This window comes from Streptomyces sp. NPDC005483, from assembly GCF_040606035.1.
GTDB lineage: Bacteria > Actinomycetota > Actinomycetes > Streptomycetales > Streptomycetaceae > Streptomyces.
In genome coordinates, this window is sequence record NZ_JBEXEA010000007.1 from 50,620 (window position 1) to 66,137 (window position 15,518).

General features: G+C 72.9%; 16 protein-coding genes. 10 read left to right on the forward strand and 6 right to left on the reverse strand.

Features of this window, described 5'->3' with window-relative positions; all coding sequences use genetic code 11:
* Positions 1-37 precede the first annotated feature (37 nt).
* Entirely contained in the window at positions 38-1,339 is a 1,302-nt protein-coding gene (locus ABZT06_RS15260) for an alpha/beta fold hydrolase (protein ID WP_355740272.1), read from the forward strand.
* 109 nt (positions 1,340-1,448) lie between these two features.
* Complete coding sequence (locus tag ABZT06_RS15265; protein WP_355740274.1) at positions 1,449-2,054, forward strand: FxLYD domain-containing protein; 606 nt, start codon at positions 1,449-1,451, stop codon at positions 2,052-2,054.
* Between the two features lie 56 nt (positions 2,055-2,110).
* Here the strand turns inward: ABZT06_RS15265 and ABZT06_RS15270 are convergent, their stop codons facing one another.
* On the reverse strand, positions 2,111-2,311 hold the full coding sequence (locus ABZT06_RS15270; RefSeq protein WP_355740276.1) for a DUF5999 family protein: 201 nt from the start codon (positions 2,309-2,311) through the stop codon (positions 2,111-2,113).
* 159 nt (positions 2,312-2,470) lie between these two features.
* On the opposite strand from ABZT06_RS15270, the gene ABZT06_RS15275 reads away from it, so the two are divergent.
* On the forward strand, positions 2,471-3,286 hold the full coding sequence (locus tag ABZT06_RS15275) for a pentapeptide repeat-containing protein (RefSeq protein WP_355740278.1): 816 nt from the start codon (positions 2,471-2,473) through the stop codon (positions 3,284-3,286).
* On the opposite strand, the gene ABZT06_RS15280 is transcribed toward ABZT06_RS15275, so the two are convergent.
* Positions 3,254-4,768, reverse strand: a complete 1,515-nt coding sequence (locus ABZT06_RS15280) for a cytochrome P450 (protein ID WP_355740280.1) — start codon at positions 4,766-4,768, stop codon at positions 3,254-3,256. The genes ABZT06_RS15275 and ABZT06_RS15280 overlap by 33 nt on opposite strands.
* A gap of 107 nt (positions 4,769-4,875) precedes the next feature.
* Between ABZT06_RS15280 and ABZT06_RS15285 the strand changes: the two genes are divergently transcribed.
* Both ABZT06_RS15285 and ABZT06_RS15290 read left to right on the forward strand, forming a co-directional pair.
* Complete coding sequence (locus ABZT06_RS15285; protein WP_355740282.1) at positions 4,876-5,484, forward strand: TetR/AcrR family transcriptional regulator; 609 nt, start codon at positions 4,876-4,878, stop codon at positions 5,482-5,484.
* Positions 5,485-5,573: 89 nt separating this feature from the next.
* A complete protein-coding gene (locus ABZT06_RS15290; RefSeq protein ID WP_355740284.1) occupies positions 5,574-6,305 on the forward strand; it encodes a DUF2470 domain-containing protein in 732 nt (243 codons plus the stop codon).
* Here the strand turns inward: ABZT06_RS15290 and ABZT06_RS15295 are convergent.
* The 4 genes from ABZT06_RS15295 to ABZT06_RS15310 all read right to left on the reverse strand — a co-directional run bounded on the left by ABZT06_RS15295 (position 6,273) and on the right by ABZT06_RS15310 (position 10,664).
* On the reverse strand, positions 6,273-7,490 hold the full coding sequence (locus ABZT06_RS15295) for a lactonase family protein (RefSeq protein WP_355740286.1): 1,218 nt from the start codon (positions 7,488-7,490) through the stop codon (positions 6,273-6,275). The two genes, ABZT06_RS15290 and ABZT06_RS15295, sit on opposite strands and share 33 nt — an antisense overlap.
* Before the next feature lie 92 nt (positions 7,491-7,582).
* Complete coding sequence (locus tag ABZT06_RS15300) at positions 7,583-8,608, reverse strand: hypothetical protein (protein WP_355740288.1); 1,026 nt, start codon at positions 8,606-8,608, stop codon at positions 7,583-7,585.
* Between the two features lie 43 nt (positions 8,609-8,651).
* Complete coding sequence (locus tag ABZT06_RS15305; RefSeq protein WP_355740290.1) at positions 8,652-9,929, reverse strand: aromatic acid exporter family protein; 1,278 nt, start codon at positions 9,927-9,929, stop codon at positions 8,652-8,654.
* 147 nt (positions 9,930-10,076) lie between these two features.
* On the reverse strand, positions 10,077-10,664 hold the full coding sequence (locus ABZT06_RS15310) for an ABATE domain-containing protein (protein WP_355740292.1): 588 nt from the start codon (positions 10,662-10,664) through the stop codon (positions 10,077-10,079).
* A 139-nt stretch (positions 10,665-10,803) separates the two neighbouring features.
* Between ABZT06_RS15310 and ABZT06_RS15315 the strand changes: the two genes are divergently transcribed.
* The 5 genes from ABZT06_RS15315 (at position 10,804) to ABZT06_RS15335 (ending at position 15,514) form a co-directional block, all read left to right on the forward strand.
* Positions 10,804-11,811, forward strand: a complete 1,008-nt coding sequence (locus tag ABZT06_RS15315) for a zinc-binding dehydrogenase (RefSeq protein WP_355740294.1) — start codon at positions 10,804-10,806, stop codon at positions 11,809-11,811.
* 70 nt (positions 11,812-11,881) lie between these two features.
* Positions 11,882-12,793 carry a DUF3626 domain-containing protein gene (locus tag ABZT06_RS15320; RefSeq protein ID WP_355740296.1) on the forward strand — a complete coding sequence of 304 codons (912 nt, stop codon included), beginning with the start codon at positions 11,882-11,884 and terminating at the stop codon, positions 12,791-12,793.
* 137 nt (positions 12,794-12,930) lie between these two features.
* Positions 12,931-13,923 (forward strand): aminoglycoside phosphotransferase family protein, encoded by a 993-nt coding sequence (locus ABZT06_RS15325; RefSeq protein ID WP_355740298.1) that lies wholly within the window; start codon positions 12,931-12,933, stop codon positions 13,921-13,923.
* 6 nt (positions 13,924-13,929) lie between these two features.
* Entirely contained in the window at positions 13,930-15,210 is a 1,281-nt protein-coding gene (locus ABZT06_RS15330) for an ROK family transcriptional regulator (protein ID WP_355740300.1), read from the forward strand.
* Between the two features lie 61 nt (positions 15,211-15,271).
* Positions 15,272-15,514 carry a hypothetical protein gene (locus ABZT06_RS15335; protein ID WP_355740302.1) on the forward strand — a complete coding sequence of 81 codons (243 nt, stop codon included), beginning with the start codon at positions 15,272-15,274 and terminating at the stop codon, positions 15,512-15,514.
* Positions 15,515-15,518: the final 4 nt, after the last annotated feature.

Consider the following 15,518-nt stretch of genomic DNA (forward strand, 5'->3'; position numbering starts at 1 on the left):
ACGCGCCCTGAAGAATCCGTCCGTCCCGGGAGCCCTGTTGACCGCGACCTACCGCCAGCCCGGCCTCGTCCTCACCGACCGCCGCTTCACCGTCCCCCTCGACCACGACGACCCGGCCGGGGAGACGATCGAGCTCTACTCCCGCGAGGCCGTCGCGAGCGACAAGGTGGGCCAGAACCTGCCGTGGCTGGTCTACCTCCAGGGCGGCCCCGGCTTCGGGGCGAACCGTTTCGTCGGCAAGGGAGCCTGGTTCGGCCGGGCCCTGAAGGAGTACCGCGTCCTCCTGCTCGACCAGCGCGGCACCGGCCACTCCAGCCCCGCCAACCGCCAGACCCTCCCGCTGCGCGGCGGCCCCGCCGAACAGGCCGACTACCTGGCCCGCTTCCGCGCCGACTCCATCGTCCGCGACTGCGAGGCGATCCGCGCCGAGGTCACCGGCGGCGCCCCCTGGACCGTCCTCGGCCAGAGCTTCGGCGGCTTCTGCGCGACGACCTATCTGTCCCTCGCCCCCGAGGGCCTCGCCGCCGCCGTCCTCACCGGCGGCCTGCCCTCCCTCGACGCCCACGCCGACGACGTCTACCGGGCCGCCTACCCGCGGGTGGAGCGCAAGGTCGCCGCGCACTACGCCCGCTACCCGCAGGACGTCGAGCGGGCCCGCCGTATCGCCGACCACCTCCTCACGCACGAGGTGACCCTGCCGAACGGCTACCGGCTGACCGTCGAGGCCTTCCAGTCGCTCGGCATCCTCCTCGGCGGCAGCGAGGGCAGCCACCGCCTGCACTTCCTCCTGGAGCACGCCTTCGTCCGCACTCCGCGGGGCCCGGAACTCTCCGACGCGTTCCAGGAAGAGGTCCAGGGACTCCTCTCGTACGCGTCCCACCCGCTGTACGCCCTCGTCCACGAGGCCGTCTACGCCCAGGACGAGCGCCCCACCGCCTGGTCGGCCGAACGGGTGCGCGCCGAGTTCCCGCAGTTCGACGCGGCCAAGTCCCTCGCCGGCGACGAGCCGCTGCTGTTCACGGGGGAGTCCATCCACCCGTGGATGTTCGACTGCGACCCCTCCCTGCGGCCGCTGCGCGAGACCGCCGACCTCCTCGCCGCCCGCACCGACTGGCAGCCCCTGTACGACCCGGCCCGCCTCGCCGCCAACGAGGTCCCGGTCGCCGCCGCCGTCTACCACGACGACATGTACGTCGACACCGCTCATTCCCTTGAGACCGCCCGCGCGATCCGCGGTCTGCGCACCTGGGTGACGGACGAGTTCGAGCACGACGGCGTCCGCGCGGGCGGCCCCCGCGTCCTGGACCGGCTGCTCGCCCTCAGTCGCGACGGGGTCTGACGACGGCGCCCCGGGAGGCCCGGCGACCGACGACATGCCGGGCCTCGGAATCCGACATAGGGTTCATTTCGGTCGAGTGTCGACGCCGGAGCTGAGAGGACGTCAGTCGATGAGCACACCGTCACCCCACGGACGGTCCCGGATCGCCGCCCTCGCCGTGGCCCTGGCCGCAGCCGGCACGCTCACGCTGGTCGCGTGCGACGACAGCTCCGGGGGCTCGTCGACCTCCTCGGTGACGCCCACCGCCCCGGACACGGCGTCCTTCTCCGGCAACGCGGCCTCCGCGCTCGCGTCCGCCAAGGCCTCCGTGCGGGCCCAGGTCTCCGAACGGGCCGCGTCCGCCTCGGCGGCCGCCTCCTCCTTCGAGGCATCCGTCTCCGCCGAGACGGAACGTGCCAACAAGGCGGCCCGGACAGAACTCGCCAAGGTCGACGGACAGGGCAACGCCATGTCCGAGGTCACCATGACCGGCAAGCCGCGCTCAGAGACCGGCGGCCTGCTCGCCGTCGTCGTCACCATCACCAACAAGACCGGCAAAACGGCCTCGTACGCCGTCCAGGTCGACTTCCTCGACTCGTCGGGCAAGGTGGTGGAGACCCGGTACGTCGGCGCCGAGGACCTGAAGCCGGGGGAGAAGGCGCAGCCCGTCGCCGTCAGCCGCAAGCCGGCCCAGCCGGTGCTGACGCCCAAGCTGGCCAAGGCGCAACGTTATTGACCCGTGCCCCGCACAACCTGGCCGCCCCCGAGCAGGTCGCCCGACCGCCCGCCGACTCAGGCGGCCACGGCCGGCACGCCGGGTGTGCGGCGCGGGCCCACGACCCGTCCGTCCGGCAGGAGTTCACCGGTGTCGTCGAAGACGATGGTGCCGTCGCACAACAGGCTCCAGCCCTGTTCGGGATGGGCCGAGACGATCACCGCGGTGTGGTGCTCAGGGCTGTCGACAGTGGGGCACGGGGGCTGGTGGATGCACATGACGTCTCCTCGATGCGTTCGGCTCCTGCCTCGTTCGGCCGCTGTCTCTGTGGTAGCCGAGCTTGTTTTCCGTTGGATGAGGAGAGCCCCACATCGACAGGAACTCATCGGTGAGTTCCCGGCCGTCCGGCCGTCCGCGGGGCCGTTAGGCTGGCCGTGATGCCAGAACAGATGATCGACCTCAGTGGCGACTGCGCGCGGTGCTTCGGCCTGTGCTGTGTCGCCCTGCCCTTCGCCGCCTCCGCGGACTTCGCCCGCGACAAGCCGGCCGGCACACCCTGCCCCAATCTGCGCGACGACCACCGGTGCGGCATCCACGCCAAGCTGCGGGACGAGGGTTACACCGGCTGCACGGTCTACGACTGCTTCGGCGCGGGGCAGAAGGTCTCGCAGATCACCTTCGGCGGCCGGGACTGGCGCACCGGTCCCCGCGAGGACGCCCGCCGGATGTTCGACGTCTTCCCCGTCGTGCGCCAGCTCCACGAACTGCTCTGGTATCTCACCGAGGCGCTCACCCTGCCCGCCGCCCGACCGGTCCACGCCGATCTGCGCCGCATGCTGGAGCGCACCGAGGCGCTGACCCGGGGCACCGCCGAGGAACTGACCGCGCTGGACGTCCCCGCGCACCGGCAGGAGGTCAACGTCCTGCTGCTGCGGACCAGCGACCTGGTGCGGGCGGGGATCGGCGGCAGGAAGAAGAACCGCCGGGGCGCCGACCTGATGGGCGCCCGTCTCAAGGGCGCCGATCTGCGCGGGGCCAGTCTCCGTGGTGCCTACCTCATAGCGGCCGACCTCACGGGCGCCGACCTGCGCGGCGCGGACCTGATCGGCGCCGACCTGCGCGACGCCGATCTGACGGACGCGGACCTCACCGGCGCGTTCTTCCTCACTCAGCCCCAGCTGAACGCGGCCCGGGGCAGCGCCGGCACCCGGCTGCCGGGCTCAGTCACCCGCCCTGTGCACTGGACAGCGTGACAACGAGGACGAAGCCTCGTCGAGATCCGCCACGGGGGCGGCCGTAGCGCCCGCGACCGCCCGCCGCTCCAGGTGCAGCCGCAGCCCCTCCGGCATCAGCGTCAGCCGCTCGGTCACGCTGAGCCGGTAGTCGGGGTCGGCCCGCAGCTCGTAGCGGCGCAGCAGCAGGCCGAGCACCAGCGTGGCCTCATGCAGCGCGAACTGGCGCCCGATGCAGGCCCGTGCCCCGGTGCCGAACGGCTTGAAGACATGCGGAGGGCGCGACCGTACGGCCTTGGGGTCGAAGCGGTCCGGGTCGAACCGCTCGGCGTCGGCGCCCCACACCTCGGGATCGCGTTGCAGCATCGGCGTGAGCACCAGCGTCCACGCGCCCCGGCGCATCGGATACCGCCCGGCCAGCAGGGTGTCCTCGACGGCCTCCCGGGCGAACGCGGGCGCCGTCGGCCACAGCCGCAGCGACTCGTCCAGCACCCGGCGTACGTAGCGCAGCTTCGCCACCTGGTCGTACCCCGGCACGTCGGTGGCGCCCCAGACGCGGTCCACCTCGGCACGCGCGCGTGCCGCGACCTCGGGGTGGCGGGAGAGGTAGTGCAGGGCGAAGGAGAGCGCACCCGAGGTGGTCTCGTGCCCCGCCACCAGGAAGGTGATGACCTGGCGGCGGACGTTTTCCGGGGACAGCCGCTCACCGGTCTCCGGGTGGGCGGTCTCCAGCATCCGGTCGAGAAGGTCGCCGTCCCCGCCCGCCGCGCGCCGGGCCCTGACCAGGTCGTCGACCATGCGGTTGAGGTAGGCGATGTCGTCCGCGTTGCGCCGCGCGGCCCGCCGTAGCAGAGCGGGAAAGGGGACGGAGTTGAGGCGTTGCGCGTAGGTCAGGGTGCCCACCATCGCCGTCACGAAGGGGTGCGGCCGGTCCCGCTCGAAGGAGCCGAAGTCGTGCCCGAACCCGGTCCGCGCGATGGTCTCCAGGGTCAGCTTGGTCATGTCCCCGGGCACGTCCACCGAACGGCCCGCCACCTGCTCGCGGTCCCAGTGGTCCGTCAGCCTCCCCGCCACGGCCAGCATCATCGGGTGGTAGGCCTCCATCGCCTCCCGGCTGAAGCCCGGTGCCAGCACGTCGTGCGCCAGCTGCCAGTTCGGCTCGTGGTTGTAGGCCGTGAACAGCCCGTCGCCGGCGACCGGCCGCAGATTGGCCACCCCGAGGCCCACGTGCTTGGCGAACCGCGACTCGTCCGCCAGGTCCGCCACCAGCTCGGCGCCCCAGGTGAACACGAACTCCCGGTTGAACGCCTTGCGCCGGTAGATCGGTCCCAGTTGGCGGGCGAAGCGCAGGGAGTCCTGGAGGGGGGTGGCGCGGTTGACGCCCCGCACGTCGCCGAGCAGGGGGAGCCGGCGCGGCGGGTGCGGAATGCGGTGCAGCTCGGGCCAGCCGAGCTCGGCGCTGCGAAATCCCGTCGGCCGCGTGGCCGTCGTCGTCTCCGCCATGACGCGATCTCCCTTGATCCAGCGGCAGTTGAGCGAGTTGTACGTGGGTTCAATAACGCGCCTCAGTCTGATCCCGTTGTTGAACCGGCGTCAAGTAAAGTGCGGGCATGGCCGGGAAGCAGGGCGGGCGCACGCGCCGCAGGCTCAGCACCGAGGAGCGCCGGGAGCAGCTCCTGTCGGTGGGGGCGGGGCTGTTCTCGGAGAGCCCGTACGACGACGTGTGGATCGAGCAGGTCGCCGAGATCGCAGGCGTCTCGCGCGGGCTCCTCTACCACTACTTCCCGACGAAGCGGGACTTCTTCGCGGCGGTCGTCGAGCGCGAGAGTGAGCGGATGCTGGCCATGACGGCGGCCGTGCCCGGCATCCCGGTGCGCGAGCAGCTGGCGGCGGGGCTGGACACCTACCTGCAGTACGTCCGTGCCCACGCCCACGGCTTCCGCGCCTTCCACCGCGCCGAGGCCGCAGGGGACCAGACCGTGCGGCGGGTCTACCACCGGGCGCTGGCCGCACAGGAGCGGCAGATCCTGGCGGCGCTGGCCGCGGATCCGGAGTTCGGTGCGCGGGCGCAGGAGCGCCCCGACCTCCAGCTGGCCGTCCGCGGCTGGCTGGCTTTCACCACGGCGGTCTGCCTGGAGTGGCTGAGAGGCGCGGACCTCTCCCGGGAGCAGGTGCGCGACCTGTGTGCGCGGGCGCTGCTCGGCGTTCTCAAGCCCTGACCGCGATTCGTCCGCCCGTCACCCGTCCCGCGGTTGGCTTCGTCACCGATCTTCGCTAGGTTAGGCAAGCCTTACCTTAGGAGGAAGTGATGGGTGACAGCCAGACGTGGACGGCCGCGCCGTCCGCGGCGGAACACGCCCGGTCGGTGCTCGCCGCCTCGTGGTCCTGCGCGGTGACCGCAGAGGGCGGCCGTGAGGAGCTCGTCGGCGCGCACACCGTCGCCGAGGACGGGCGGGTGACGCTGGACGTGCCCGAGGACAGCACCCTGGTCGCGGCCGCGATCTGCGCGCCCCTCGGCGAGCCGTCCGCCGTCCTGGAGTTCGCCGACGTGGCACCCGTCCCCGTGCGCAGCCGTATCCGCGCCCGCTTGTGGATCGCCGGCTGGTTCGTCCCCGGGGAGAGGGAGGGGCGGCTGGAGTTCAAGGCCACACGCGTGGTGCTGCGGCGGCTGTCCGGCTCGGTGGTCGTCGACCTCGACGAGTTCGCCGCCGCCCGGCCCGACCCGCTCGCCACGGCCGAGGCCCGGCTGCTCACCCACCTCGCCGACTGCCACCCCGACGCGGTCGAGCGACTCACCCGGCTGGTCGACCCGGACAGCCTGCACGGCGCGGTCCGCGTCCAGCCCCTCGCCGTGGACCGGCACGGACTGACCCTGCGCATCGAGCGCGCCCGCGCCCACGGCGACGTACGCCTGCCCTTCCACGCGCCCGCCGACGACGTGGCGCGGCTGACGGAGCGCATGCACGCGCTGTTGAGCCAGGCGAGCGCCGCGTCCTGCCCGCGTGCCCTACAGCGGCAGCGCACAGACGGCGACGGGTGAGGCGAACGGCCTGCCCGCGAGCCGCAGGGCGCCGCTCTTCGTGTTCACGTGGAACACGCTGACGGTGCCGGACCTCTGATTCGCCGCGAAGAGCAGCCTGCCGTCCGGCGAGAAGGCGATCTGCCGCGGGAAGTCACCGCCCACCGGCACGGTGTCGAGCAGCCTCAGCCGGGCGCCGCCCGCCTCCACCGCGTACCGCGTGAGGCTGTTGTCGCCCCGGTTGGCGAGATAGGCGTACGAGCCGTTCGCGGTGACCAGGAACTGCGCCGGGTAGTTCGTGCCCGAACCCGTCCCCGTGGACTGCGGCGGGCCGACGGAGAGGTGGCCGGTCTTGCGGTCGTAGGCGCAGACCGCCACCGTGTTGTCGACCTCGTTGGCCAGGTAGGCGTACCGGCCGCCGGGATGGAAGGTGAGGTGGCGCGGTCCGGCCCCCGCCCGGGTGCGGGCCCGCGAGACCTCGGTGAGGGCGCCGGTCCGTTCGTCCAGGCGGTAGCTGTAGACGGTGTCGGTGCCCAGGTCCACGGCGAGCACATGGCCACCGTCGGGACTGGTGACGAACTGGTGGGCGTGCGGACCCTCCTGGCCGGGCCCCGGTGCCGGACTGGAGTGCGTGACCGAGTCCCTGAGCGTGCCGAGCGCTCCCGAGGAGCCGATCGGATGCACGGCCACACTGCCGGAGCCGTAGTTCGCGCTGAGCAGCCAGCGCCCGCCCGGATGCACCGACAGATGGCACGGCCCGGCCCCGCCGGTACTCCGGCTCCCCAGGACCTTGCGGTCGGACAGGCGTACGGCGGTCACGGCACCGGCGTCCTGCTCGGCGACCGCGTAGAGCGTGCGGCCGTCGGGGTGCATCGCGAGGTACGAGGGGTTGGCGACGCCGGTGATCGTGCCGGCGCCGGTGATCTGCCCGCTTCCGGTGTCATAGGCGGCGATGCCGATGCCGGTGCCGCCACCCTCGACGGAGGTGTAGGTGCCGAGGTAGAGGGGGCGGGGGCCGGTCGGGGCCGGAGCGGACGGGGTCTTCGTCGGGCTCGGTGCGGTGGTCCCGGGGGAGCCTGCGGCCTCAGAGGGCGCCGACGCCGACGACGGTCCCGATGACGTGGAGCAGCCGATGAGCCCCGAGCCCGCTCCCGCGAGAACGCCGACGAACCGGCGCCTGTTCCAGCCGCCGTTCGCACTGCTCATCGCTGCGCACCCCGGTGATCGATCGTCTCGGACCTGGACAGCCACCTTCACCCGGATCGACCGGCCGGTGCAACCCGAGCCCCCGCCGCCCCCTACCAGTCGCCGTCCTCCACGGGCTTGCCCGGCGCGTCCCCCAGCGGCTCGACCTGGTGGGATGTGGGCTGCTGCCAGGGTTCGTGATCGTCCCCGAGCCAGTCGCCGACCGGTTTCACGCCGTCCAGTGTGTCCGTGGGGGCGAGATCCTCCGCGTCCTGGTCGTAGTAGTCGAACCAGGGCAGCCCCGCCCTGGTGTAGGCCGCGCGGTCCACGGGGGACGGCGGGGGAGCCTCGCCGGTGATGCGGCGCCACTCGGGCGGCGTCACCAGGTGCACGAAGACCCGCCCGGCCGGAGTGTCCGCCCAGTCCGACAGCGGCCGCTCGTCCCGGTAGACCTCTTGGCGCATGGAACCGCCGACGCCCAGTCCCATCGACGGCGCGCTGCGGGGCGGCGCCCCCGCCGGAGCGGCCGGCGCGGACATCGCCATGGGCGCGGCCGCCCCGTAGCCCATGCCGGGTCCGCCGCTCGCGCGCATCCGCCGCTGCGCCTCCCGCCACTCGGCCAGCCGCTCCTCGGCCAGCGGGAAGGACTGCAGCTGTACGCCGCCCCAGACCTCCTCGCCGGTGACCTGGCCCTCGACGGTCGCGCCCAGCCCGAGCGGCACCGCGACGAACTGGCGGACCGTCCCCCTGCCGGAGTTGATGCCGTCCAGCCACGGCTGCCGGGGCAGCACCACGTAGTTCTGCGGGTCACGGGTGAGGCGGTCGCTCCACGGCTTCCCCGAGACCGCGCACACCTTGCCCACCCCGACCTGGAGGGCGGCGGGCTCGGTGGTGCTCCCGAAGCTCAGCCACATGGCCTCCCGCAGATACACCGGCAGCATCACCCCGCCGCGGGCCCGCCACTGCTCCGGGACGGTGTCCGGGTAGTCGCCGACGCGGCGCACCGGGAACTCGCCGAGCCCCGGCGGCAGCGGATGCGTTCCCGTCTCGGGCAGCCGCAGGGTGCGGACGAACCGCACCGCCGCACCGCCCGGCAGCCGCAGTGTGTTCCCGTCGATCCGCACGCTCGTGTCGGTCATAGGTCGCCCCCTGTGATGGTCCGGTGTGTTCGGTGTGCCTGTGTCACCTGGAACGACGGGAGAATGCCGGACGGTTCCTGCGCCAGCGTTCCTGCAGCCGGGTCAGGTGCGGCATCCGCTCCCGCTGCTCCCGGGAGGCGCGGTCCAGCTCCTCCAGCAGACGGCGCGAGCGGTGCTCGGTGTCCAGCTCGTCGAGGATGCGGTTGACCTCGGTGAGCACGGCCCCGTGCAGCTGCCACTGGCGGGAGTCGCGCTGGATCTCCTCCAGCAGCAGCTGGGCCAGCTTGTCCCGGGTCGCCGAGGCCTGGCGCAGCTCGGCGGTGAGCCGGGACTCCGCGGACTCGGCGCTCACACTGACATGGGTGGTGACCAGCACCGCGAAGCTGACCACGGCGTCGCCGATCTCGGACAGCAGCTGCTCCACGGTCCGCCCGGTCTCCGGCCCGAACAGCGGCTCGGGGTCCTGCTCCTCGTCGAACAGGTCGGATTCCTCGGCGAAGGGATCGCGCTCCTTCGCGAGGTCGGTGAGCGTGCGCGCGAGGACCCGCAGCACGACCGTGCAGATCTCCAGGGTGTCCAGGCCGGTACGCAGCACCACCCGGTGCAGCAGGCCCTCCTTCACCCTGGGGTTCAGCTTGAGACTGTCCTCGGCCTGCCGGAGGGCCGCGTCCACCTCGACGATGTCGTGGTCGAGCTCGCGCGCCTCGTACAGCCGTGCGGTCGCCAGCTCCACGGGCGTGCGGCCCACGGCCTCCTCGCCCATCCGCAGCATCAGCTTGCGTACCCGGCGGGCCAGCCCCTCGATGGACTCGCCCGCCTCGTCCACCCACACCGGGGGAGCGAGCAGCAGATTGCAGGCGAGGCCGACGCCCGCGCCGATCAGCGTCTCCAGGACCCGTGCCCAGGCGGTGTCCCCGACGGTCGTCACCCCGAGCACCAGCATCGCGCTGATCGCCACCTCGGGCACGAACTCCTCGACCCGCACCAGCCGCCCGACCACCAGCGAGGCCACGATCAGCAGGGCGAGGCTCCACCAGGTCAGGCCCACCAGCAGACTGAAGGCGATGGCGACGAGGACGCCGGTCACCACCGCGTTCACGCGGCGGATGCCGGTGAAGAGGGTGGAGTAGAGGGTGACCTGGACGACGAGCAGCGCGGTCAGCGGTGCGGTGAGCGGGGCGGCCTCGGGGCTGAGCCGCAGTGCGATGACGTACGCGATCGTCGCCGCGGCCGCCGATCGCAGCGTCTGCACGACCACAGGGTCCCGGCGCCGCTTCACAAACCGCACCAGGGACGCCGTCCACTCACGTACATCTCGCATCCTCAGTGTGTTCCCCTTCCACGAAAGTGTTCGGTCCACTCCTTGCGGACCGTAACGGTCCGCGAGCGTGCCCACCTTGTGGGGTGCGTCCGGTTGACGGCAAGAGACCGGGGCAGTGACCCACGGCGCGCGGCGTCCTGAGCCGCTTCACCGAGTGGCGGCCGCCCGGCTGCGGGACCGGTAACCGGCGATCTTCGCGAGGTTGCCGCAGCGGTCCATCGAGCACCAACGGCGCCGCCGGGCCTGCGAGTCGTCCAGGAACAGCAGTGAGCAGTCCGGGTTCTCGCACTCCTTGACCCGCGCCAGGAGCGGACCGCGGACCAGGAGTACGGCGTCCCGCGCCACCGTCGCCAGCGCCGCGCGGGCCGGACTCTGCGCCGTCCAGCGGGCCGGGCCCAGCTGGGGAGCGAGGTCGGGCTGGGCGGCGGCCGCGTTGACCCGGTCCACGTCGACCTGGTCCGGTTCCCGCCCGGCCATCGCGGCGCGGACCAGGGAGTACACGGCCTCGCGCAGGAGACGGGCCTGTGTCAGATCGCGCGCGGTGACCCGCGCCGGACCCTCGTCCGTGGTCAGCCCGGCCTCCGTGAACCAGCGCGCGAGCGCGGCGGTGTCGGGCAGCCGCTCCAGCGGGGTGGCGTGCCGTTTGCCGAGAGTGGCCGCGAAGTCCAGACAGGGGCGGCCGCCGATGAACGGGAAGGCCAGGGCCGGGTCGGCGGGGGTGGAGCTGCCGGTCATCCGTCGAGAGTACACCGGTTCATGCGGTGTCGGCTTCTTCTCGCGAACCCTCTTGACACCGGTTGAGGCGGTGTCAGAAGGTGACACCACTTCAACCGGTGTCAGATGCTCGGGTGGCCGGCCAGAGAGCAGGTGCGGTATGCGTGCGGTGCGGATCGACAGGTTCGGTGGACCGGAGGTACTGGTGCCGGTCGACGTCCCCGACCCGGTACCGGGCCCCGGCGAGGTGCTGATGCGGATCGTCGCGGCCGGGGTGAACCGGGCGGACGCCCTGCTCCGCGCGGGCGTCTACCACCGGGCCGGGCGCCCGCCGCTGATCCCGGGAGCCGAGGCGGCGGGTGTCGTAGTCGAGGTGGGGGAAGGGGTGACCGACTTCGCGCCCGGGCAGCGGGTCATGGCCCTGGACGGCGCCAAGTCGTCCGGCTTCTACGCCGAGTTGGCGGCGGTACCCGCCACTCACCTGGTCGTGCTTCCCGACGGCGTGGACCTGACCCGGGCGGCCGCCCTGCCGATCGCCTGGCTCAGCGCCTGGTACTGCGTGCGGCACCTCGCCCGCGTGACCAAGGACGACACCGTGGTGGTGAAGGCCGCGGCGAGCGGGGTCGGCACCGCCGCCGTGCAGATCGCCGCCGAGGCCGGGGCCCGGGTCATCGCCCTCGCCAGTTCGGCGGAGAAGGCGGCCTGGGCGGGGGAGTTCGGCGCCGACGCCACCGTCGACACGTCCGCCCACCCCGACGACGCCGAGGTCGAGGAGGTGCTGCGGCTCACCGACGGCCGCGGCGCCGACGTGGTCCTGGACACCGTCGGCGGCCGGGCCTTCGGGCGCAGCCTGCGTGAAGTGGGCCACGGCGGCCGGGTCGTGGCCCTGGCCAACGTCGCCCTGGAACCGAGCACCGTCGACACCCGCGACTTCTATCCCAAGAACGCCTCGATCCTCGGCTTCCAGCTCACCAACCTCCAGATCCACGGCTACGACCCGCGGCCCGACCTGCGCGAACTGGCCGAGCGGGTCGCCGCCGGCAACTACCGCGTGCCGATCGAGACCGTCGTACCCCTGGAGGAGGCGCGGGCCGCCCACGAGCGGCTGGAACGGCGGGACAACCGCGGCAAGATCGTGCTCGCCGTCGGTCCGGACATCGTCAAATGAGGTGCGGGCGGCCTCCTCGCCAGGTGATCATCCGGTGAGTCCTTGCTGAGTCGTGGATGAGGAGGCGCCGGTGGGTCCGGTCGCGTCGGCACGAGCGCGGGCGGCGCTGCACCATGTGGCGGCCGGGTCCGAGGGGCCGGCCGTCGCCCCGGACGTGCGCGTCACGCTGAACTTCCACCCCGACCGCCTGGCACGCGGTCTGCCCCTCCTCGAGGCGCTCGCCCAGGACGGCGTCTACCACTCGCAGTTCGTCACCGGCACGAGCAACGGCGGGCTGACCGCGCATCCCGGCGGCGACCGATGGCGCTGGGAGAGCCGGATCTTCGGCGGTGCCTACGACGACGCGGACGCACATGAGCGACCGGTGTACGGCGCGTTGAACTTCCGCCGTCAAGTGGTGGGCGCCGCCCCGCGGTTCGGCTCCTCGCACTTCCGGCTGACCGGCGAACCGCTCGCCCGCACCACCTTCTGCTATCCCGACAGCGCCGCCGAGCCGGTCCACTTCGGGGTCGCCGCCGGCATGTCCCTGATCGCCCTCGCGGAGGCGGACGCGCGGGACGCCCTCGACGACTACATCGAGGCCCAGGTGCACGGCGGTGTCGACCTGTCCCGCGATGTGGAGGCCCTGGTCCTGGACGCCGGCTACCGGAACACGCCGGTCGAGGCGGCGGCACGCCTGCTGCCCGTGCCCGTCGAGTGGCACCCCGGCTACCGGATCACCGTCGCCGACCTGCAACGCCACGCCCACTACCGTGGGCAGACGTACGCCGACCTGGGCGCGAGCATCGCCGAGGACGGCCTGGTCGACCCGCGCGTCATCGGCGACGCGGCCAGGACGGGCCGCTACGAGATCCAGCACCTGAAGATGGTCTGGCACACGCTCGCCCGCTTCGGGGCGCCGGAGGGAACGGGCAGGTCGACGGACAGTTCAGAAAAGGCCATGGGTGGCCGGACGCAGGTGGCCGGCACCCCGAGCGCGTAGGCCCGCGCGAGCCATCGTCGTATCGGCGAGCAGGGTGGCGCCCCGTGTGCGGGACGCATTCCGTACCCTGTTCCTGGTGCGGGACGGGCGCTACGTCGAGGACGTGTACGCCGCGGGGTGAGAGAAGAGGCGGGACGTTGGTGGACTCCTGGGAATGGGCCCGGCGGGTACTGGAGGGCGCGGGCCTCGACCCCGGCCTCCTCGCCGGACTGCGGCCGCTGAGCGGCGGCACCTACAACACCGTCGAGGAGCTCCTTCTCGCCGACGGCACCCGGTACGTCCTCAAGGTCCCGCCCGCGTCCACCGTCCCCGGCCTGCGCTACGAACGTGAACTCCTCGCCTCCGAGGCGGAGTTCTACCGTGCGGCCGCCGTGGCCGAGGTCGCGGCGCCGCACGTCGTGTCCCTCGGCGAGGACACCGACGTACCCCATCTGCTGATGACGGCGTGCCCCGGCGAGCCCTGGGACGGATCGGTGAAGGAAGACGAACGGCCGCCGCTGCGAAGGGAGTTGGGCCGCCAGGTGGCCCGGTTGCACACGGTGACCGGGCCGGGCTTCGGCTACCCCTCCGGCGCCCTCGGTCCGCTCGCCCCCGACTGGCGGACCGCGTTCACGGCCATGACCGAGGCCGTCCTGGACGACGCCCGGGACTACGGAGCACGGCTGCCCCGGTCCGTCGACCAGGTGGCGAGCGCACTGGCGGCCGGTTTCCCGGCCCTCGACGAGGTCACCGTACCCGCCCTGGTCCACTTCGACCTGTGGGACGGGAACATCCTGCTGGACCGTCCGGCGGACGGCGAGCTCCGCATCGGCGGGCTCATCGACGGGGAGCGCATGTTGTGGGGCGACCCCCTCGCCGACTTCGTCTCCCTGGCGCTGCTCGGCGACATCAAGAAGGACGAACCGTTCCTCGCGGGCTACCGGGAGGCGGGCGGCGGGGCCGAGTTCGACGCACCGGCCCGGGTACGCCTGGCCCTCTACCGCGCCTACCTCTACCTGATCATGCTCACCGAGACGGTCCCACGGGCGGTCGACGACGAGAAAGAACGCTGGGTCCAGTCGGCGGTGGCACCGGAACTCGTCGCCGCCCTGGACGAGATCGAGGCCCTTGCCCGGGTCACGGGAGCCTGAACACCCTTGAGCGGACGCACCGTACGTGACCTCAGACGCGCCAACCGCACGGCCGTACTGCAGCACCTCTACTTCGACGGACCCCTCAGCCGCTTCGAGCTCGGTCCGGTCACCGGACTGAGCTCCGGCTCGGTCAGCAACGTCGTCGCCGACCTGGTGGCCGACGGCCTGCTGGAGGAGGCGGGCAGCGTCGACTCCGACGGCGGACGCCCCCGCACCCTGCTGCGGGTGGCGCCCGGCAGCGGCCACATGATCGGCGTCGACGTCGGCGAGACCCGGGTGCGGGTCGAGCTGTTCGACCTGACCCTCACCGAACTCGCCCGCGCGGAACGGCCGTTGACCCAGCGGAGCTACGACGTCGAGGCCATCGTCGGGCACATCCGCGACGGCATCGCCGAGGTGCTCACCGGTACCGGGATCGAGCCCGAGGCGCTGCTCGGCGTCGGCATCGGCGTGCCCGGCATCGTCGCGTACACGCCCGAGAGCGGGGCGGTCGTGCACGGGCAGACCATCGGCTGGGACGCCGTCCCGCTGGAGGCACTGCTGCGCACCGGCTCCCCGCTGCCCGGCAGCGTCCGGTACTTCATCGACAACGGCGCCAAGACCCTCGGCCAGGCCGAGATGTGGTTCGGCGGCGGCCGCGGTGCCCGCAGCGCCGTAGTGGTCCTGTTCGGCTCCGGCGTCGGCGCCTGTCTGGTGACGCCCGAGGTGGAGCACGGCCGGGCGGTCGAGTGGGGGCATCTGACCGTACGGGTCAGGGGGCGCCGCTGCCGCTGCGGTGCCCTCGGCTGCCTGGAGGCCTACGCGGGCGCCGAGTCCCTGCTGGAACGCTGGCGTGAGGAGGGCGGCCGGCCCCCCGAGGGCGTCGACGAGGAGAGCGCGCTGACCGCCATGCTCGCCGCCGCCCACCCGGCCGACGGCACCCCGGCGGACCCCGTGGCGCTCGCCGTCCTGGAGGAGACCGCCGAGTACCTCGGCGCCGGCCTGTCCGACCTGATCAACCTCTTCCAACCCGAGCGGATCATCGTCGGAGGCTGGGCCGGGCTCCAGCTCGGCGAACGGTTCCTGCCCGCCGTACGGCGCCACGCGACGGCGTACGCGCTCAGGTACCCGGCCGAGAAGGTCACCGTCGACCTCGGCCGCCTCGGGCCCGACGCGGTCACCGTAGGCGCGGCCATCCTCCCGCTCGCCGACTTCTTCGCCCGCGGCGGCCGGCGCCCCGAACCCGCGCCCGAGGGACCGGCCCCTGCCTGGCGGACCGCCCTGGAGGAGCGCGCCCCGCACTGACGTTTCGCCGACCTGCGCGGAGGTACTCGCGCTCCCGCCATCAACACGAACGGAGGACGCCGTGGACCACCGCAACGAAGGACCGGGCGAGAACGGCCATCCCGTCCCGCGGGATCTGCCGGACCAGCAGGCGGGCGACGGCGAGGACCCCTGGGAGGTCGCCACCGTCCCGGACCGGGAGCCCGGCGACGACGAGCCCGAGGACGTCCCGGACACCGACGAGGCGGGGACCGCCCGGCAGGGAGCGCCGCGGTCGGACACCGTGCACCCCGAGCACCCGGGAGCCGAGGAGTCCTCCGGCTGACGCC

Bases quoted from the DNA above. Each gene is read 5' to 3' on its own strand.
- ABZT06_RS15265 (WP_355740274.1), top strand. From the start codon at position 1,449: ATGAGCACACCGTCACCCCACGGACGGTCCCGGATCGCCGCCCTCGCC.
- ABZT06_RS15270 (WP_355740276.1), bottom strand. From the start codon at position 2,311: ATGTGCATCCACCAGCCCCCGTGCCCCACTGTCGACAGCCCTGAGCAC.
- ABZT06_RS15275 (WP_355740278.1), top strand. From the start codon at position 2,471: ATGCCAGAACAGATGATCGACCTCAGTGGCGACTGCGCGCGGTGCTTC.
- ABZT06_RS15280 (WP_355740280.1), bottom strand. From the start codon at position 4,768: ATGGCGGAGACGACGACGGCCACGCGGCCGACGGGATTTCGCAGCGCC.
- ABZT06_RS15285 (WP_355740282.1), top strand. From the start codon at position 4,876: ATGGCCGGGAAGCAGGGCGGGCGCACGCGCCGCAGGCTCAGCACCGAG.
- ABZT06_RS15290 (WP_355740284.1), top strand. From the start codon at position 5,574: ATGGGTGACAGCCAGACGTGGACGGCCGCGCCGTCCGCGGCGGAACAC.
- ABZT06_RS15295 (WP_355740286.1), bottom strand. From the start codon at position 7,490: ATGAGCAGTGCGAACGGCGGCTGGAACAGGCGCCGGTTCGTCGGCGTT.
- ABZT06_RS15300 (WP_355740288.1), bottom strand. From the start codon at position 8,608: ATGACCGACACGAGCGTGCGGATCGACGGGAACACACTGCGGCTGCCG.
- ABZT06_RS15305 (WP_355740290.1), bottom strand. From the start codon at position 9,929: ATGCGAGATGTACGTGAGTGGACGGCGTCCCTGGTGCGGTTTGTGAAG.
- ABZT06_RS15310 (WP_355740292.1), bottom strand. From the start codon at position 10,664: ATGACCGGCAGCTCCACCCCCGCCGACCCGGCCCTGGCCTTCCCGTTC.
- ABZT06_RS15315 (WP_355740294.1), top strand. From the start codon at position 10,804: ATGCGTGCGGTGCGGATCGACAGGTTCGGTGGACCGGAGGTACTGGTG.